Origin of the sequence: Streptomyces lavendulae subsp. lavendulae, from assembly GCF_002803845.1 — a bacterium.
Lineage (GTDB): Bacteria > Actinomycetota > Actinomycetes > Streptomycetales > Streptomycetaceae > Streptomyces > Streptomyces lavendulae.
This window is the reverse complement of sequence record NZ_CP024985.1, coordinates 1,550,483-1,568,179: the sequence shown is the minus strand read 5'-3', so window position 1 is coordinate 1,568,179 and position 17,697 is coordinate 1,550,483. Positions and strand designations below refer to the sequence as shown.

The 17,697-nt window shown below is 72.9% G+C and carries 17 protein-coding genes, 1 tRNA gene and 1 pseudogene; 14 read left to right on the top strand and 5 right to left on the bottom strand.

The genetic code is table 11. The features are described from left to right. Positions 1-11 precede the first annotated feature (11 nt). Together SLAV_RS07075 and SLAV_RS07070 are read left to right on the top strand one after the other, a co-directional pair. Positions 12-1,739: a glycoside hydrolase family 71 protein gene (locus tag SLAV_RS07075; RefSeq protein WP_030224576.1), complete on the top strand. Its 1,728-nt coding sequence runs from the start codon at positions 12-14 to the stop codon at positions 1,737-1,739. Positions 1,740-1,918: 179 nt separating this feature from the next. Then, entirely contained in the window at positions 1,919-3,085 is a 1,167-nt protein-coding gene (locus SLAV_RS07070) for an aminotransferase class V-fold PLP-dependent enzyme (RefSeq protein WP_030224573.1), read from the top strand. Here the strand turns inward: SLAV_RS07070 and cobF are convergent. Further along, positions 3,072-3,824, bottom strand: coding sequence for a precorrin-6A synthase (deacetylating) (cobF, locus tag SLAV_RS07065; protein WP_030224571.1), 753 nt, complete (start codon positions 3,822-3,824; stop codon positions 3,072-3,074). The genes SLAV_RS07070 and cobF overlap by 14 nt on opposite strands. A gap of 18 nt (positions 3,825-3,842) precedes the next feature. On the opposite strand from cobF, the gene SLAV_RS07060 reads away from it, so the two are divergent. From SLAV_RS07060 to SLAV_RS07045, 4 genes are read left to right on the top strand one after another with little or no spacing between them, the layout of a single operon-like run. Further along, complete coding sequence (locus SLAV_RS07060; RefSeq protein WP_030224570.1) at positions 3,843-4,598, top strand: (Fe-S)-binding protein; 756 nt, start codon at positions 3,843-3,845, stop codon at positions 4,596-4,598. Further along, positions 4,595-6,094 (top strand): lactate utilization protein B, encoded by a 1,500-nt coding sequence (locus SLAV_RS07055; RefSeq protein WP_030224567.1) that lies wholly within the window; start codon positions 4,595-4,597, stop codon positions 6,092-6,094. Before SLAV_RS07060 ends, SLAV_RS07055 begins: the two co-directional genes overlap by 4 nt. Continuing rightward, a complete protein-coding gene (locus SLAV_RS07050; protein ID WP_030224564.1) occupies positions 6,091-6,711 on the top strand; it encodes a LutC/YkgG family protein in 621 nt (206 codons plus the stop codon). The genes SLAV_RS07055 and SLAV_RS07050 overlap by 4 nt, the downstream gene beginning before the upstream one ends. A gap of 4 nt (positions 6,712-6,715) precedes the next feature. Beyond that, positions 6,716-7,111: a VOC family protein gene (locus SLAV_RS07045; RefSeq protein WP_030224561.1), complete on the top strand. Its 396-nt coding sequence runs from the start codon at positions 6,716-6,718 to the stop codon at positions 7,109-7,111. On the opposite strand, the gene SLAV_RS07040 is transcribed toward SLAV_RS07045, so the two are convergent. Further along, on the bottom strand, positions 7,091-7,567 hold the full coding sequence (locus tag SLAV_RS07040) for a DUF309 domain-containing protein (protein WP_030224557.1): 477 nt from the start codon (positions 7,565-7,567) through the stop codon (positions 7,091-7,093). The genes SLAV_RS07045 and SLAV_RS07040 overlap by 21 nt on opposite strands. 109 nt (positions 7,568-7,676) lie before the next feature. Between SLAV_RS07040 and SLAV_RS07035 the strand changes: the two genes are divergently transcribed. Continuing rightward, a tRNA-Pro gene (locus SLAV_RS07035) sits at positions 7,677-7,750 on the top strand. A gap of 144 nt (positions 7,751-7,894) precedes the next feature. On the opposite strand, the gene SLAV_RS07030 is transcribed toward SLAV_RS07035, so the two are convergent. Together SLAV_RS07030 and SLAV_RS07025 are read right to left on the bottom strand one after the other, a co-directional pair. Further along, positions 7,895-8,548, bottom strand: coding sequence for a CBS domain-containing protein (locus tag SLAV_RS07030; RefSeq protein WP_030224555.1), 654 nt, complete (start codon positions 8,546-8,548; stop codon positions 7,895-7,897). Between the two features lie 49 nt (positions 8,549-8,597). Further along, positions 8,598-9,191 (bottom strand): MBL fold metallo-hydrolase, encoded by a 594-nt coding sequence (locus SLAV_RS07025; RefSeq protein WP_267884246.1) that lies wholly within the window; start codon positions 9,189-9,191, stop codon positions 8,598-8,600. A gap of 50 nt (positions 9,192-9,241) precedes the next feature. On the opposite strand from SLAV_RS07025, the gene SLAV_RS07020 reads away from it, so the two are divergent. The 7 genes and pseudogenes from SLAV_RS07020 to SLAV_RS06995 all read left to right on the top strand — a co-directional run bounded on the left by SLAV_RS07020 (position 9,242) and on the right by SLAV_RS06995 (position 15,164). Next, positions 9,242-10,318 carry a zinc-dependent alcohol dehydrogenase family protein gene (locus tag SLAV_RS07020; protein WP_030224551.1) on the top strand — a complete coding sequence of 359 codons (1,077 nt, stop codon included), beginning with the start codon at positions 9,242-9,244 and terminating at the stop codon, positions 10,316-10,318. 112 nt (positions 10,319-10,430) lie between these two features. After that, entirely contained in the window at positions 10,431-11,192 is a 762-nt protein-coding gene (locus SLAV_RS07015; protein ID WP_030224550.1) for an HAD family hydrolase, read from the top strand. After that, entirely contained in the window at positions 11,189-13,588 is a 2,400-nt protein-coding gene (locus SLAV_RS07010; RefSeq protein ID WP_030224549.1) for a glycoside hydrolase family 65 protein, read from the top strand. The genes SLAV_RS07015 and SLAV_RS07010 overlap by 4 nt, the downstream gene beginning before the upstream one ends. 84 nt (positions 13,589-13,672) lie before the next feature. Then, complete coding sequence (locus SLAV_RS07005; RefSeq protein WP_030224547.1) at positions 13,673-14,122, top strand: universal stress protein; 450 nt, start codon at positions 13,673-13,675, stop codon at positions 14,120-14,122. 221 nt (positions 14,123-14,343) lie between these two features. Then, positions 14,344-14,457 (top strand): annotated as a pseudogene (locus tag SLAV_RS42265) (PEP-utilizing enzyme); the annotation flags it as partial. Between the two features lie 223 nt (positions 14,458-14,680). Next, positions 14,681-14,890 (top strand): putative PEP-binding protein, encoded by a 210-nt coding sequence (locus SLAV_RS42260; protein ID WP_030224546.1) that lies wholly within the window; start codon positions 14,681-14,683, stop codon positions 14,888-14,890. A gap of 43 nt (positions 14,891-14,933) precedes the next feature. Beyond that, complete coding sequence (locus SLAV_RS06995; RefSeq protein ID WP_051840117.1) at positions 14,934-15,164, top strand: dsRBD fold-containing protein; 231 nt, start codon at positions 14,934-14,936, stop codon at positions 15,162-15,164. 100 nt (positions 15,165-15,264) lie between these two features. On the opposite strand, the gene SLAV_RS06990 is transcribed toward SLAV_RS06995, so the two are convergent. After that, complete coding sequence (locus tag SLAV_RS06990) at positions 15,265-17,625, bottom strand: phosphoketolase family protein (protein ID WP_030224543.1); 2,361 nt, start codon at positions 17,623-17,625, stop codon at positions 15,265-15,267. Between the last annotated feature and the right edge of the window lie 72 nt (positions 17,626-17,697).

Here is a 17,697-nt window from a genome sequence, read left to right as displayed (position 1 = left end):
GGGGCTGAGAGATGACGGCGTACGGGCGGTCGCACCGGTACGAGGACGGCCCCGAGAAGCCCCCGTCCCACCGCCTCCGGCCACGGCCGCGCGGGAAGCGGCCCCTGCTCGCCCTCCTCGTCGCCTGCCTCCTCGCCGGGGTCTGCGTCGCCACCGGCATGGTCTGGGACCCCTTCCGGGCCGCCGCCGGCCAGGACCGCGCCGGGCCCGGCTCCGGCACGCCCCGCTCCACGGGCCCGTCGGCCCCCTCGGACCCCACCGCCCCCGCCACGGGCCCGGGACCCGGGAGCACGGGCCCGGTGCCGTCCGCGCCCCCGCCCTCCGCCCCCGTGCGGGGCAGGGCCGACGACGGCGGCGCCCGCCCCGCCGGAGCCCTCCCCTTCGACCTGCCCGGACCGGCCGCGCTGCGCACCGGAGCCGCCGCCGGGAAGCTGGTGTTCGCCCACTACTTCACCCCGTACCCGCTCTCCCTGGACAACGCGAGCGCCGACTCCGACTACTACACCCGCAACTACCTCCAGCCCGGCGGGGAGAACGGCAAGCACGAGCGGTACGGCGGCCTGCTGCGCGACCGCCCCCTGCCCGTCGCCCCGAAGGACGGCGACTGGGAGTACGCCAACCTCCGGCAGGAGGTGCGCACCGCCCGCGGCGCCGGCATCGACGGCTTCACCCTCGACCTGCTCTCCCTGACCGGGAAGAACCGGGAGCGCGCGGACCTCCTGATGCGGGCCGCCCACGACGTCGACCCGGCCTTCAAGGTCATGCTGATGCCGGACATGACCTCGCTGGACACCGACGACCCCGCGGTGCTCGCCGACGCCCTCGCCGCCCTGGCCCGGTACCCCGCGGCGCACCGGCTCGGCGACGGCCGCCTCGTCGTGTCCCCGTTCAAGGCGGAGGAGAAGAGTCCGGCCTGGTGGACCCGGATGACCGACACCCTCAGGAGCCGGTACGGCGTCCGCACCGCCCTCGTCCCCCTCTTCCTCGACTTCGGCGCCCACCACGCGGCCTACGCGCCCATCAGCTACGGGTTCTCCGAGTGGGGCAGCCGCAGCTACGCCGGCCAGGAGGGCGCCAGTGCCGACGCGGACCGGGCGCACGGCCTCGGCAAGGTCTGGATGCAGCCGGTGTCCGTCCAGGACGCCCGGCCGAACCAGGGCATCTACGACGAGGCGGGCAACACCGCCACCCTGCGGACCACCTGGAGCCACGCCATCGACGACGGGGCGGACTGGGTGCAGCTGACCACCTGGAACGACTACTCCGAGGGCAGCCAGTTCGCGCCCTCCCTGCACAACGGGTACGCGTACCTGGACCTGACCTCGTACTACCTGACCCGCTTCAAGACCGGGCAGTGGCCGCGGATCGTCCGCGACACCCTGTACCTCACCTCCCGCACCCAGTTCGCCGCCACCGACCCGACCGGCGGCCAGTCGCTGCTGATGTCGCCGCGCAAGGGCGGCGCCCCGCCCCGGGACACGGTGGAGGTGCTCAGCTTCCTGACGGAGCCCGCCACCGTCCGCACCGCCGTCGGCGCCGCCCGCGACGAGCACGCCGCGCCGGCCGGGACGCACGCCCGGCTGCTCCCGCTGGCACCGGGCACCAGCTCCGCCGAGGTGGTGCGCGACGGGAGGACGCTCGCCTCGGTGGAGCTGCCGTACCGCGTCGACGGCACGGTGGCGGTGCAGGACCTCCAGTACTACGCGGCGAGCAGCGGCCGGGAGGACGCGCCGCGCTGACCCTCCGGGTCCGCCCGGCCTGCGGGCGGGCGGCGGGGAGGTAGGCCACTCTGGCGGAATCGGCCCTGTCGGAGGGTGCGGCGGGACTGCATGCTCCGGGGGACACGTCCCCGGGCCCCGTGCCGGGAGCCCGGGGGCGTCCCGCAGCCCAGGCCCACACCGCGCACCCGGAGGTACCCGTGCCCGAGCCGTCCGTCCCGCCCGTCCCGACCGCTCCGCCCGTCTTCCCCGGCGGCCCGGCCCTGTTCCGGCTGGACCCCGGCGTCGCCCACCTCAACCACGGCTCCTACGGGGCCGTCCCGCTGCTCGTGAACGAGGCCCAGGAGCTGCTGCGCACCGAGGCCCACGCCGACCCGGACGCCTTCTTCAACGCGGTCCCCGCACGGGTCGCCGCGGCCCGCCGCCGGATCGCCGGCCGGCTCGGGGCGGACCCCGACGGCATCGCCTTCATCGCCAACGCCACCGAGGGCGCCAACCTCGCCCTCGACGCCGTGGAACTGGCGGCGGGCGACGAGATCCTGGTCACCGACCACGGCTACGGCACCGTCGTCGCGGCCGCCGCCCGCCGGGCCTCCGTCACCACCGTGGCCCTCGACCCGCACCTGCCCGACGAGGACGCCGTCTGCGAGACCGTGCTCGCCGGGCTCACCCCCCGGACCAAAGTGGCCGTCCTCGACCACGTCAGCTCACCCACCGCCCGCCTGATCGCCGGACCCCGGCTCCTCGCCGAGCTGTCCGCGCGCGGGATCACCACCGTCGTCGACGGGGCCCACACCCCCGGCATGCTGGCCGAGCCGATCGCCGCCGGCGCCGACTTCTGGTTCGGGAACCTGCACAAGTGGGGGTACGCCCCCTCCGGCAGCGCCCTCCTGGCCGTGGCCCCCGCCCACCGCTCCCGCGTCCGCTCCCTCTCCCCGTCCTGGGAGGACGAGCGGGGCTTCCCGTGGTCCGTCGAGTACCGCGCCACCGCCGACTACACCGGCTGGCTCGCCGCGCCCGAGGGCCTCGACCTCCTCGAACGCCTCGACGCGGACAAGGTCCGGGCCCACAACAGCGCGCTCGCCGCCTACGGCGCGGCCCTGCTCGCCCGGATCCCCGGCCTCACCCCACTGCCGTACACCCCGGGCCTGGCGATGCGCTCCCTGCTGCTGCCCCCCGGCACCGCCGAGACCCAGGACGCCGCCCGTGCCCTGCGCGAGGAGCTCGCGGCCGAGGCCGGCATCCGGGTCCTGATCTGGCCCCGGCGGGGAGGCGGCGGCATCCGGGTGTGCGGGCAGGTCTACAACCGCGCCGAGGAGTACGAACGCCTCGCCGAGCTCCTGCCCGCCTTCCTCAAGGGCGCCTGAGCAGGTACGTGTCCATGATCCAGCCCTTGCGGGCCCGTGCCTCGGTGCGGAGCTCCTCGATCCGCCCGGCCACCTCCGCGAGCTTCCCCGAGACCAGGATCTCGTCCGGCGTGCCGACGTAGGCGCCCCAGTAGATGAACAGGTCCTGGTCGAGGTGGGCCGTGAAGGCGTGCCGCGCGTCCAGCATCACCACCACGTCGTCCACGTCCTGCGGCCAGCCCTCCGCCAGCCGCCGGCCCGTGGTGATCTGCACCGGGCGCCCGACCCGGTTCAGGTTCGTGCGGTGCCGGGCCAGCAGCGCCGAGACGCTGCTGATCCCCGGCACCACCTCGTGCTCGAACTCCACCCGGCCGCGCTCCAGCACCTCGTCGAGGATCGCCAGGGTGGAGTCGTAGAGGGACGGGTCGCCCCAGACCAGGAAGGCCCCCGTCTCGCCGTCCGCGAGGTCCTCGGCGACGAACCGCTCGAAGATCCCGGCGCGCGCGCTGCGCCAGCCGTCCACCGTCGGCGCGTACTCGGCCGGATCGCGGTCCCGGTCCGGATCGCGGCCCTCCACCAGCCGGTGGCCGGGCCGGGCGTGCTGCTCCAGCATGGCCCGCCGCAGCCCCGTCAGGTCCGACTTCTCCTCCCCCTTCTCCAGGATGAGGAATGCGTCCGCCGCGCCGATCGCCCGGACCGCCTGGAGGGTCAGGTGGTCCGGGTCGCCCGCGCCTATGCCGATCACTGAGAACTTCTTCACCCGGCTATTCTGCCCGTCATGCGTGCCGCCCTGTTCGTCACCTGCGTCAACGACGCGCTGTACCCGCGCACCGGCATCGCCGTCGTCCGCCTCCTGGAGCGCCTCGGCGTCGAGGTGGACTTCCCGGCCGCCCAGAGCTGCTGCGGCCAGCCGCAGTACAACACCGGCTACCGGCGCGAGAGCGAACCGCTGCTGCGGCGCACCGCCGAGGCCTTCGCGGGCTACGACCACGTCGTCACCCCCTCCGGGTCCTGCGCCGCGATGATCCGCGAGCAGTACCCGCGCATCGGCCGGAAGGCGGCCGAGGAAGGGCGCGGGAGCACCCTCGCGGCGCTGGCGGACGACCTCGTACCGCGGGTGCGCGAGCTGACCGAGTTCCTGGTGGACGTCCTCGGCGTGACCGACGTCGGCGCCTACTTCCCGCACACCGTCACCTACCACCCCTCCTGCCACGGCCTGCGCTCCCTCGGGCTGGGCGACCGCCCGCGCCGGCTGCTGGCCGCCGTGAAGGGCCTGGAACTGGTCGAACTGCCCGGCGCCGCGGAATGCTGCGGATTCGGCGGCACCTTCGCCCTGAAGAACCCCGACGTGTCCGCCGCCATGGGCGCCGACAAGATCCGGGCCGCCCGGGCCACCGGAGCCGAGGTGCTGTGCGGCGCCGACAACTCCTGCCTCGCCCACCTCGACGGCACCCTGCGCCGCGCCGGCGAGCCCCTGCGCACCCTGCACCTCGCCGAGATCCTGGCCGCCACGGAGGAGGAACCGCTGCGATGACCGGCACCGACCTCGGCATGCCCGCTTTCCCGCCCTTCCCCGAAGCGGCCCGCGAAGCCGTGCACGACGAGGTGCTGCGCGCGAACCTGCGCCACGCCACCCACACCATCCGCGACAAACGCGCCCGCGCCGTCGCCGAACTCGACGACTGGGACCGGCTGCGCGCCGCCGGGAAAGCGATCAAGGACCACACGCTCCGCCACCTCGACCGCTACCTCCTGCAGCTGGAGGCCGCCGTCACGGCGGCGGGCGGGACCGTGCACTGGGCGGTCGACGCCGACGAGGCCAACCGGATCGTCACCGGCCTCGTCCTCGCCACCGGCGAACGCGAGGTCGTCAAGGTCAAGTCCATGGCCACCCAGGAGACCGGCCTCAACGAGGCCCTCGAAGCGGCCGGGATCGCCGCCTACGAGACCGACCTCGCCGAACTGATCGTCCAGCTCGGCCACGACCGGCCCTCCCACATCCTCGTCCCCGCCATCCACCGCAACCGCGGCGAGATCCGGGACCTCTTCCGCTCCGAGATGGGCCGCTGGGGCCGCCCGGCCCCCGAGGACCTCGGCGACGACCCGCGCGAACTCGCCGAAGCCGCCCGCCTGCACCTGCGCGAGAAGTTCCTGCGCGCCAAGGTCGCCGTCTCCGGAGCCAACTTCATGGTCGCCGAGACCGGCACCATGGTCGTCCTGGAGTCCGAGGGCAACGGCAGGATGTGCCTGACCCTGCCCGAGACCCTGATCTCGGTCGTCGGCATCGAGAAGGTGGTCCCCACCTTCCGCGACCTGGAGGTCTTCCTCCAGACCCTGCCGCGCTCCTCGACCGCCGAGCGGATGAACCCGTACACGACCATGTGGACCGGCACCGGCACCGGCACCGGCACCGGCGAAGGCGACGGCCCCACCGCCTTCCACCTCGTCCTCCTCGACAACGGCCGCACCGACACCCTCGCCGACGAGGTGGGCCGCCAGGCCCTGCGCTGCATCCGCTGCTCCGCCTGCCTCAACGTCTGCCCCGTCTACGAACGCGCCGGCGGCCACGCCTACGGCTCCGTCTACCCCGGCCCCATCGGCGCCGTCCTCAGCCCCCAACTGCGCGGCACCGCCAACCCGATCGACGCCACGCTGCCCTACGCCTCCACCCTCTGCGGAGCCTGCTACGAGGTCTGCCCCGTCGCCATCGACATCCCCGAGATCCTCGTCCACCTGCGCGAGCGGGTGGTCCAGGGCGGCCCCGTGACCCGCGAAGGCGTCCGCGTCCGCATCCGGCCCGCCCACGGCCACACCGCCGAACGGGCCGCGATGCGCGCCGCCCGCCTCCTCCTCGACCGCCCCGGCGCCCTGCGCGCGGGCGAACGGCTGCTCTCCCGGGCCCGGCGGCTGCGCCCGCAGCGCCTGCCCGGACCCGGCCGGGCCTGGACCGACACCCGCGCACTGCCCGACGTACCGGCGGAGTCCTTCCGCGACTGGTGGGCCCGAGAACGGAAGGCCCCGCAGAAGTGAGCAGCAAGGACCGCATCCTCTCCCGCATCCGCCGCGCCGCCTCCGGCCCGGACCCCGAGGTCCCCCGCGACTACCTCCGGGTCCACGCGGTCCGCACCCCGGCCGAGCGCGTCGACCTGCTCGCCGCACACCTCACCGACTACCGCGCGACGGTCCACCGCACCGACGGGGACGGCCTGCCGGAGCTGCTCGCGCGGCTGCTGTCCCGGCACGAGAGCGTCCTCGTACCGCCCGGCCTGCCCCCGTACTGGCTCTCCGCGGCCGGCCCGGCCCGCATCCACGACCGGGCCGACTCCACCCCGGCCGCACTGGACCGCGTCGGCTCCGTGGTCACCGGCTGCGCCCTGGCCGTCGCCGAGACCGGCACGATCGTCCTCGACGGCGGCCCCGACCAGGGGCGCCGGCGCATCACCCTGATCCCGGACCACCACGTCTGCGTGGTGCGCGTCCCCGGTCAGGTGGTGGACTCCGTCCCGCAGGCACTGGAGCGGCTGGACCCGACCCGCCCCCTGACCTGGATCTCCGGCCCCTCCGCCACCAGTGACATCGAGCTCGACCGGGTGGAGGGCGTCCACGGTCCCCGGGTCCTGGACGTGGTCCTGCTCGACGCACAATGACGGCATGCCATCCCACATCGCCCTCACCGCCCTCGTGGTCAGCGACTACGACGAGGCCGTCGACTTCTACACCCGCGCCCTCGGCTTCGACCTGGTCGAGGACTCCGCCCGCCCCGACGGTTCCCGCTGGGTCGTGGTCCGCCCGCCCGGCGCCACCGAGTCGGCCCTGCTGCTCGCCCGGGCCAAGGACGACGCCCAGCGCGCCCGCGTCGGCGACCAGACCGGCGGCCGCGTCGGCTTCTTCCTCTACACCGCCGACTTCGCCGCCGACCACGCCCGGATGACCGCCGAGGGCGTCCGCTTCCTGGAGGAGCCCCGCCACGAGGCGTACGGCTCCGTCGCCGTCTTCGAGGACCTCTACGGCAATCGCTGGGACCTGCTACAGCCCGCCACCGCGTAGCCTCGGGGCCTCCACGGCGGCGTCGACCCCGGCGCCGCCCTCCACCCGGCGGGCCAGCTCCCCGGCCCACCGGGCCAGCCCCGGCAGGTCCATCCCGTACGCCTCCCGCACCCCGCTCAGCTGCGCCGCCCCGCGCCGCAGCAGCCTGGCCCCGCCGACCGCGTTCCCCCGCGCGGCGTGCGTCAGCCCCACCGCCAGCTGCGCCAGCCCCCGCCACAGGGGGGCGTCGGCCGCCGGCCCCGACTTCCAGGCGTCCTCGAACACCTCGTGCGCGTGGAAGGGCATCCCGGCGTCCAGCAGCCGCTGCGCCTCCTCCACGGTCGCGGCCGGAGTGCGCACCACCCCCTCCGGCTGCCGCGCCACTCCCTCGGCCCCGTACGGCAGCGGCCGCCCCAGCCCGTCACGCGGCCGCGCACTGCGCGCCCGCCCCTCACCATCGCGATCCCGTCCGTTCACCGGGCCATCCTCGCGCGCGTCGATTACCCGTGCACGCGCACCCCTCAACGTGCGGTAATGTTCTGCATGTGCCCGCCGCGAGGGGGAAAACCCCAGGTGGACGGCACAACGGGACGTGGCGCAGCTTGGTAGCGCACTTGACTGGGGGTCAAGGGGTCGCAGGTTCAAATCCTGTCGTCCCGACTTTTCGAAGTCGCAGGTCAGGGGCCGTTTCAGAGCAATCTGAAACGGCCCCTTGATCGTTTTTGGGACCGGCTGAGGACCAGGGTGGTCAGAGCGGGCCAGGCGGCGCTCCGGCTGGTCGGTTCAAGGTCGGCGGGTCCAGGCTCACGGCGAGGCGGGTGACTCCAGCCGGCAGCGGACCTGCACGACGCCTTCGACGGAGCGAGCGAGGCGGTCAGCCATCCCAATCAGGTGGCCGTCTCTGACGTGGCCGGTCAGAGTGGCGATGCCCTCTGTGACGGTGACCTTGACGGATTCGCGGGAGAGGGGGAAGAGGCGGTCGACGACGGTGCGGCGGATCTCGGTGGCCAACTCTTCATCGCTGCGGAGAAAGACCTTGAGGAGGTCGGCGCGGCTGACGACGCCCTTGAGGGTGCCGTCGGCGTCGACGACCGGGAGGCGCTTGATGCGACGGTCGGCCATGAGGCGGGCGGCCTGAGGCAGGGTGGCGTCGGGGCGGATCGTGACGGCAGGGGTGGTCATCATGTTCTCGGCCCGGGTGGAGCCGGCCTTGGCCGTGTCGCCGAGGCGGAGCATCTGCTCGATCAGCCCCGGGCGGTGCTCGTGGAACTCTTCCTTGGGCAGGAGGTCGGCCTCGGAGACCACACCGACCACGCGGCCCTCGCCCTCGATGACGGGTAGGGCGGTCACCTTCCACCGCTCCATCGCAGTGGCGATGTCCTTGAAGCCGGTCGAGGGGGTGACGGCGATGACCTTGGTGGTCATGACGTCGGCGACGGTGTACGGGGTGGAGGTCATGGCGGGGTCCTCAAGCTGAGTAGGCGAGCGGGGATGCTGTGCAGGGTGCTCATGGAGTGCCTCCAGCCCTTCGCTTCCACTCTGCTCGGTGGGCACCGTCTCCGGGAGGGCCGCGCGGTGCACACCGCGGGGGCCGTCCGGCCCCGGTCAGCGGACCAGGACGGCCTCCCCGGACCTGGGTCTCCTCGCCGTGGACGAGGTAGGTGGTGTGCGGGGCCGGGGCGTTGCGCAGCCAGTCGATGACCTGGCCGGCGTCGGCGTGTGCGGAGAAGTGCGGGACGTCGGCAACCTCGGCGCGTACGGGGACGTATTCGCCGAACATCTTGAGCGTGCGGGCGCCGTCGACCAGGTTTCGGGAGCGGGTGCCGGCGGCGGCGAACCCGACGATGACCACGGCGTTGCGGGGGTCCGGCAGGATCCGGCGGAGGTGGTGCAGCACGCGGCCGCCGGTGGCCATGCCGGCGGAGGAGACGATGATCGCGGGCCCGGTGGAGTTGTTGATGTCGATGGACTCCTGGACGGTCGAGTCCTTTCGGAACGGATGCCGGTCTTCACCGTCGCACCGGAACGCCCTGTCCGCTGGGGACCGACCGGTCCCGGGTGGGGGCCGACCGGCCCAAGCGGGTGGGAGGGACAGGGGCACAGCCTGGCAGTGGTCACCTCCCGCGCAGCACACAGAGAGAAGGCCGCGCCATGAAGGCACTCGTCTTCCACGGACCCGGACAAACCTCCTGGCAGAACGTCCCGGACCCCTCCGTCAAGGACGCCGCCGACGCGATCGTCCGGGTCGACGCCGTCACCATCTGCGGCACCGACCTGCACATCGTCAAGGGCGACGTCCCCGAGGTCACTCCCGGACGCATCCTGGGCCACGAGGCCGTCGGGACCGTCGTCGAGACCGGCGGCGACGTCCGCAGCGTCCGCCCCGGCGACCGCGTCCTGATCTCCTGCATCTCCGCCTGCGGCCGCTGCCGCTTCTGCCGCGAGGGCCACTACGGACAGTGCCGAGGAGGCGGTGGCTGGGTCCTGGGCCACACCATCGACGGCACCCAGGCCGAATACGTCCGCGTCCCCTTCGCCGACCTCTCCGTCCACCCGCTGCCCAGCGCCCTGGACAGCCACGACGCCGTACTGCTCGCCGACATCTTCCCGACCTCCTACGAGGTCGGCGTGCTCAACGGCAACGTCCGCCCCGGAGACACCGTGGTCGTGGTCGGTGCCGGCCCCATCGGCCTGGCCGCCATCGCCACCGCACAGCTCTACAGCCCCGGTCGGATCATCGCCGTCGACCTCGCCGCCTCCCGGCTCGCCGCCGCACGCGATCTCGGAGCCGATGCCACCGCGAGCGCGGACGAAGAGCCCGAGCGGCTGGTCGAGGACCTGACCGACGGGCTCGGGGCGGACGTGGTCATCGAGGCCGTCGGAGTACCCGAGGCGTTCGAGATGTGCACCCGCATGGTCCGCCCGGGCGGACACGTCGCCAACATCGGTGTCCACGGGAAGCCTGCCGTCCTCCACCTCGAAGACCTGTGGATCAAGGACGTCACCATCACCACCGGCCTCGTCGACACCCACTCCACCCCCATGCTGCTGCGCATGACGGCCGCAGGCCGCCTGCCCGGGGCCGCGATGGTCACCCACCGTTTCGAGCTGGACCAGATGGAAGAGGCGTACGACGTCTTCTCGAACGCCGGTGAAACCGGCGCCCTCAAGGTCGTGCTCGGCGGCCCGCAGCACGACACGGTCACCGTACCGCCCCAGGAGCGGTGAGTGCCGTGCCGACGGCTGCCGAACACGCACGGGGCGGGACGTATCGCCACCACCTGCTCGCAGGTCCCGACGTCGCCTTCGGGATCGACAACACCGACGACGTGACCGCCGTATGAACGACCTGTGCGCGGTCGTCTTCGACACCGACGGAGTGCTCCTGGCCACGGCGGACCGCCACGCTGCCGCCTGGAAGGAGACCTTCGACGGCTGCCTTCCCGAGTGGCAGCGGTCGCAGACCGGTGTACGACCGCGTCCGTTCGACGCCGTCCGCGAGTACCGGGACCTCGTGGACGGCCGCTCCCGGCTCGACGGTGTCCGCGCCTTCCTCGCCGCCCGCGACATCGGCCTCCCGCCCGGGACGCCCGAGGATCCGCCCGAGTGCGCGACCGTCCACGCGGTCGCCGCCCGCAAGGAGGAGGTCTTCTCCGCGATGCTGCGGGCTGACGGCGTCCGTGCCTTCGGGGACGTCCGGCCCGCGCTCCGGGAACTGCGGGAGAAGGCGGTCCGGTGCGCAGCCGTCTCGGCCTCCCGGCACGCCCGCTCCCTCTTGGAGTCCGCAGAGCTCACGGGCTACTTCGACGCCCTGGTGGACGGCCGTGACGCGGCCGCACTCGCACTTCCGGGCAAGCCCGACCCCGCCCTCTTCCTCGAAGCTGCCGGCCGTCTCGGTGTGCCCCCCGCACATACGGCCGTGGTGGAGGACGCGCTCGCCGGTGTCGAGGCGGGACACCGGGGCGGGTTCCGGTTGGTGGTGGGGCTCGACCGCGAGGACGATCCACGCATGAGGGACGCCCTGGATGCGCACGGCGCCGATCTCGTCCTCCCCGACCTCGGCGGACTGCCCGCCGCTCTCGAAGGCGGCCGCCGCCCGTGACGACCGCCTGGCACTGGGAGTACGACCGCTACGACCCCAAGACCGAGCGGCTGGTCGAAGCCCTGTGCACCCTGGGCAACGGCCGCTTCGCCACACGCGGTTCAGCGCCCGAAAGCGTCGCCGACGAGATCCACTACCCGGACACCTACCTCGCCGGCTGCTACGACCGGCTCGACTCCACCGTCGGCGGACGAACGGTCTCCAACGAGGACATGGTCCGGCTGCCGGACTGGACCGCCCTGCGGTACCGCTGCCTGCCCGAGGGCGCACCGCCCGGCGACTGGCTCACACCCGACCACCCGTCCCTGCGCCACAGCCACGTGTCGCTGGACCTGCGCGCCGGAACGCTCACCCGCCGCATGCTCTTCCACGACGCCGAAGGCCGCCGTCTGGGCGTCACGCACACCCGCCTCGTCCACATGGGCGACCCGAACCTGGCCGCTCAGAACACGGTGTTCAGAGCGTACGGCTGGGGCGGCGGGATCGAGGTCGAGTCCGTGCTCGACGGCGACGTCACGAACGCGGGGGTCGAGCGCTACCGCGCCCTGGCAGGGCGGCATCTCGTCGTGCACCGAACCGGGGTGGAGGCGGAGGGCGCCGCCTGGCTGTCCTGCACCACGAGCACCTCCCGCGTAGTGATCGGGCTCGCGGTCCGGACAGCAACACACCCTCTGGCACAGGTGGGCCGGGCATGCACAGCCACCACCGCCACACAGACGTTCGTCCTGCCGATCAGGCGGGCCGCCCCGGTCGTCGTCGTGAAGACCGCCGCCCTGTGCACCTCGCTCGACCGTCCCCCGGCCGATCCGCTGCGGCGGAGCATCGACTGCGCCGTCCATGCCCCGGACTTTTCCTCCTTGCTGACCTCCCACCGCGCCTCCTGGCAATGCCTTTGGAGCGACGGAGAGTTGAAGGTGCCGGGAGAGACGGGCGAGGTTCTGCGGCTACACGCCTTCCACGTGTTGCAGACCCTCTCGCCGCACACCGCGGAGCTCGACGCGGGCGTCCCCGCCCGCGGCCTTCACGGCGAGGCGTACAGGGGTCACGTCTTCTGGGACGAACTGTTCGTCCTGCCCTACCTCGCCCTCCACCTCCCCGAGACCGCTCGCGCCCTCTTGGCGTACCGGCACCGACGGCTCCCCGCGGCCCTGGAGGCCGCCCGCCGGGCCGGGGCGAACGGAGCGATGTTCCCCTGGCAGAGCGGCAGTTCCGGCACAGAGGAGACGCAACGGCTGCACCTCAATCCGCGCTCCGGCCGCTGGCTCCCGGACCACTCCCACCTCCAGCACCACGTGGGGTCGGCCATCGCCTGGAACGTGTGGCGGTACGGGCTGGCCACCGGCGACGCCGGATTCATGCACGGCCCGGGCGCCGAACTCCTCCTGCACATAGCCCGCTTCTGGGCGGACTCGGCGACGTGGGACACCGGCCTCAGCCGGTACCGGATCCGCGGTGTGGTCGGACCCGACGAGTACCACGACGCCTACCCGGACGCCGCCGCTCCCGGCATCGACGACAACGCCTACACCAACGTCACCGCCGCGTGGGTACTGGCCCGCGCCCTCGACCTGTACGGGGAACTCCCGGCGGCCCGACGCGCCGAGCTCCTCACCCGACTCGGCATCGGCCCCGACGACCTCACCCTCTGGGAGGACGTCTCCCGCCGCCTGTACGTGCCGTTCCATCGCGACGTGATCAGCCAGTTCCACGGCTACGGAGACCTCGACGAGCTCGACTGGGACGGCTACCGCAGCCGCTACCACGACATCCGCCGCCTGGACCGCATCCTGGAAGCCGAAGGCGACACCCCCAACCGCTACCAGGCCTCCAAGCAGGCCGACACCCTCATGCTCGGCCATCTCTTCCGCCCCTCGGAACTCGAACAGTTGTTCCTCCGGCTCGGGTGTCGCTTTGACGACGGCCTCTGGCGCAGGACGGTGGAGTACTACCTGCGGCGCACCTGCCACGGCTCCACGCTCAGCAGCCTCGTCCACGGCTGGATCCTCGCGAGGGAGCAGGGCCCGGACGCCTGGCGCTACTGCCAGGAAGCCCTGCTCGGCGACATCACCGACGTCCGGGGCGGCACCACCGGCGAAGGGATCCACCTCGGAGCCATGGGCGGCACCCTCGACCTCGTCGAGCGCGGCATCGTCGGCCTCGAACCCCACGCCGACGGCCTGCACATCGACCCCGTGCGCCTCTCCGAAGTGCCCGGTTGCTCGTTCTCGATCTCCTACCTGGGGCACCGGGACATCCACGTCCGGTTCCGCCCCGGCCGCCTCGGCATCAGCGTCCCCCCGTCACTCCTCGGCCCGGTGCCCCTGGTCCTGCCCGGAGACCGGCACGAACGCATTTCCGCAGGCCAGGAACGATGGTTCCGCCTCCCCAAGGGCTGACGCGACAGCCATCCCGCGCTCGCGTGGCGGGGCGATCGCGATGCGCACACTGTGGATGTATCAGCCGTCGGAAGGATGAACGGAATGGACAGGCAGCAGGAGGCTCCGCGGATCGTGGTGGGCGTCGACGGATCGCCCGCGTCCCAGGCCGCGCTGCGCTGGGCGGTCCGGTACGCGGGGCTGGTGAGCGGGCGAGTGGAAGCGGTCGCGGCATGGGACCTGCCCGGTGCCGCATCGTGGTCGGCCCCGGCGGTGGACGCAACGTTCGACGAGGAGGAGGCCGAGCGCCGGCTGGTCGAGGAGGTCCGCACGGTTCTGGGTGAGGACGGCGCCTCCACAGTGCACCAGCGCCTCGTACGCGGCAATCCGGTCGACGTCCTGGTGGATGCGGCGGACGGTGCGGACATGCTGGTCGTGGGCAGCCGCGGTCGAGGCGGCTTCAGCCGGGCTCTGCTCGGTTCGGTGAGCCATCAGACGGCGCTCCACGCACCGTGCCCGATCACCATCGTCCGGGCGGACGTACCCGCTGCGTGACCTCCACCTCGGTACGCCCGGCGTATGGCCGGCCGCTCCTTCGCCGGGCGTGCGGGTCTCGCCGACCCGGCCAACCACCACCTGGGGCGTGCCGGAGCGGGAGGCCGTGGCCGTAGCGGCCGCGCCGCCGTGGTGCCCGATCGCGCGGTCACGGACGTGCGGGTCGGCGCCGAGGAGCCGTGCTCGTCACCTCGATCACCGACCCGGACTGGGAACCGGTCATGAAGGAACCGGTCATGAAGCGTGCCGCAGCCGTCGTCACCGACCATGGCGGCCGCACCTCACGCGCCGCGATCGTCAGCCGGGAACTCGGCGTACCAGCGGTCGTCCGCACCGGGAACGCCACCGAGGTGTTGCGCGACGGCGCCGACGTCACGGTCTCGTGGACCGAAGGCAGCCGGGGCAAGGTGTACGCGGGCCGCCTCCCGTACGAGGAGAGCGCCTGGATGCTTCCGACCGCTGCGCCATCGACCAGCTCACCGAGGGCTACCTCGACCGTGGCCGGCCGAGATCCCCTCCGACATCCTCCTCCCACGGGTCCGGACCCTGGGACGTCCGGTGGGCCTGTGCGGCCGGCGGCCCGGCGACGACCCGGCCTACGCCGCCTTCCTCGTCCGCGCCGGCATCGACTCGATCTCCGTCGCTCCGGACAGCTTCGCCGCCGTCAAGCATGACGTCGTCGCCGCCGAGGAGAGCCGCTACGGGGAGGACCGAATGGCCCCCGCAGGGATCCGTAGGGCCCAAGCGGACCAGCCGTCGGCCGCGTGACAGTGGCATCGGCCCCGCACCACGCAACCAAGGAGCACGCGCCATGAGCACCAAGCGAGTCCTGGTCGCCTACGGCACCAAGCACGGCGCCACCGCAGGCACCGCGCGCTGCAACCCGACGGACAAGGACGTGCCCGAGATCGGCGACGAACTCGCGGCCGCCCGGGCGCTGGAGAACCTGGCGGAACAGCTCAAGCGCAGCGCCTACGGCGACATGGCAGCAGCCGGGGCCGCACCTCGGCGCGCTCCCCTCCCGGCCTACGACCGTGGATGAGCGGGCGGGTCCGCGGCAGCGGGCTCGGACCGGACCATGGGTGAAGGCGGCAGGCGCTCGCAGAGGCCGAGCCCCTCCCGTGCTGCGGTGCCGTGCCGGCTCAGTACGGCCAGGACCAGTCCGCGACCTCCGGCAGGTCGGTGCCGTGTTCGCGGATCCAGCCGTGGTGGCGGATGCGCTGGTCGGCCATGGCCCGGCGCAGTCCCTCGGCGCGGCCGGCCAGGCCCGGGACGCGGTCGATGACGTCCATGACCAGCCGGTAGCGGTCCATGTCGTTGCGCACGACCATGTCGAAGGGCGTGGTCGTCGTACCGGACTCCTTGTACCCGCGGACGTGCAGGTTCGGGTGGCCGGTGCGGCGGTAGGCGAGGCGGTGGATCAGCCACGGGTAGCCGTGGTAGGCGAAGATCACCGGCTTGTCGGTGGTGAAGAGGGCGTTGTACTCGGTGTCGGACATGCCGTGCGGATGCTCCTCGTGGGGCATCAGGCGGGCGATGTCCACGATGTTGACGACGCGGACGGCCAACGACGGGAGGTGCTCGCGCAGGAGGGCCGCGGCGGCGAGGACCTCCATGGTGGGTACGTCGCCGGCACAGGCGAGTACGACGTCGGGTTCGCGGGAGCCGTGGCCGGTTCCCGCCCACTCCCAGATGCCCGCGCCCCTCGCGACGTGGGCGAGGGCCTCGTCCACGGACAGCCAGTCGAAGGAGGGCTGCTTCCCGGCGACGATCACATTGACCCGGTCGCGGCTGCGCAGGGCGTGATCGGCCACAGCCAGCAGGGTGTTGGCGTCCGGCGGCAGGTAGACCCGTACGACCTCGGGGCTCTTGTTGAGCACGTGGTCGACGAAGCCGGGGTCCTGGTGGGAGAAGCCGTTGTTGTCCTGGCGCCAGACGTGTGAGGTGAGCAGGTAGTTGAGGGAGGCGATCGGCGCGCGCCAGGACAGTTCGCGCGAGGTCTTCAGCCACTTGATGTGCTGGGCGACCATGGAGTCGACGATGTGGGCGAAGGCCTCGTACGTGGAGAAGAGTCCGTGGCGGCCGGTGAGGAGGTACCCCTCCAGCCAGCCCTGGCAGACGTGTTCGGACAGGATCTCCATGACGCGGCCGTTCCGGGACAGGTTCGTGTCCGTGGCCTCGGTCAGCCCCTGCCAGGCTTTGCCGGTGGCGTCGTACAGGTCGTCCAGCCGGTTGGACGCCGTCTCGTCGGGCCCGACGACCCTGAAGTCCCTGCGGCCGGCCGTGTCCCTCATGATCTGCGTCAGGAAGTGCCCCAGGACGCGCGTCGGTTCGTGCAGGGTGCGGCCCGGCTTGTCGACGGGGACGGCGTACGCACCGGGGGCGGGCAGAGGGAGAGGCCGCAGCAGCCGGCCGCCGTTCGCGTACGGGACGGCGCCCAGGCGGCGCTCACCCCGCGGGACACATGCGAGCACCTGTTCGGAGGGCCGCCCGTCGGCGTCGAAGAGCTCCTCCGGTCGGTACGAGCGCAGCCAGGTCTCCAGCTGCTTCAGGTGTGCGGGGTTATCCCGCACACCTGCGAGCGGGACCTGGTGGGCTCGCCAGGTGCCCTCTACCGGGTCGCCGTCGACGGTGACGGGGCCGGTCCAGCCCTTGGGGGTGCGCAGCACGATCACCGGCCAGTGCGCGTACTCCCGGCCCGGATCGGTGCCCGCCGTCCGGGCCTCGCGCTGGATGGCCGCGATGCGGTCCAAGGCCTCGTCCATCGCGCGGGCCATGGCCCGGTGCACCAGGGCGGGATCGCTGCCGGTCACGTACAGCGGGTCGTGGCCGTATCCGCGCAGGAGCGAGTCGAGCTCGGCCTCGGGGATCCGGGACAGGACCGTGGGATTGGCGATCTTGTAGCCGTTCAGGTGCAGGATCGGCAGGACCGCGCCGTCGTGGACCGGGTCGAGGAACTTGTTCGAGTGCCAGGACGCGGCCAGCGGCCCCGTTTCGGCCTCGCCGTCCCCGATGACACAGGCGACCAGCAGGTGGGGGTGGTCGAAGGCGGCTCCGTAGGCGTGGGCGAGGGAGTATCCGAGCTCGCCGCCCTCGTGGACGGAGCCGGGTGTCTCGGGGGCCACGTGGCTCGGGACGCCCCCGGGGAAGGAGAACTGCCGGAACAGGGCGCCCATGCCGGCCGCGTCCCGCGTGATGTCCGGGTAGGTCTCGGTGTACGTGCCCTCCAGCCAGGAGTTGGCGAGGACGGCGGGGCCGCCGTGGCCCGGACCCCAGATGCACAGGGCGTCGAGCGAGCGGTCCTTGATCACGCGGTTGAGGTGGGTGTGGACGAGGTTCAGGCCGGGGGAGGTGCCCCAGTGGCCGAGCAGCCGCGGCTTGATGTGCTCCGGCCGCAGCGGCTCGGTGAGCAGGGGGTTGTCCATGAGGTAGATCTGGCCGGCTGCCAGATAGTTGGCGGCGCGCCAGTGCGCGTCGAGCTCCGAGATGGGGTACGAGGTCATGCCCGCTCCTGAGTGCGACGGTCCGGGACGTTCGTCTGCTGAGCCGATGCCTCCACCCTGCCCTCCCCGGGT

Bases quoted from the DNA above. Each gene is read 5' to 3' on its own strand.
- SLAV_RS06995 (WP_051840117.1), top strand. From the start codon at position 14,934: ATGAGCACCAAGCGAGTCCTGGTCGCCTACGGCACCAAGCACGGCGCC.
- SLAV_RS07060 (WP_030224570.1), top strand. From the start codon at position 3,843: ATGCGTGCCGCCCTGTTCGTCACCTGCGTCAACGACGCGCTGTACCCG.
- SLAV_RS06990 (WP_030224543.1), bottom strand. From the start codon at position 17,625: ATGACCTCGTACCCCATCTCGGAGCTCGACGCGCACTGGCGCGCCGCC.
- SLAV_RS07055 (WP_030224567.1), top strand. From the start codon at position 4,595: ATGACCGGCACCGACCTCGGCATGCCCGCTTTCCCGCCCTTCCCCGAA.
- SLAV_RS07075 (WP_030224576.1), top strand. From the start codon at position 12: ATGACGGCGTACGGGCGGTCGCACCGGTACGAGGACGGCCCCGAGAAG.
- SLAV_RS07030 (WP_030224555.1), bottom strand. From the start codon at position 8,548: ATGACCTCCACCCCGTACACCGTCGCCGACGTCATGACCACCAAGGTC.
- SLAV_RS07020 (WP_030224551.1), top strand. From the start codon at position 9,242: ATGAAGGCACTCGTCTTCCACGGACCCGGACAAACCTCCTGGCAGAAC.
- SLAV_RS07045 (WP_030224561.1), top strand. From the start codon at position 6,716: ATGCCATCCCACATCGCCCTCACCGCCCTCGTGGTCAGCGACTACGAC.
- SLAV_RS07015 (WP_030224550.1), top strand. From the start codon at position 10,431: ATGAACGACCTGTGCGCGGTCGTCTTCGACACCGACGGAGTGCTCCTG.
- SLAV_RS07005 (WP_030224547.1), top strand. From the start codon at position 13,673: ATGGACAGGCAGCAGGAGGCTCCGCGGATCGTGGTGGGCGTCGACGGA.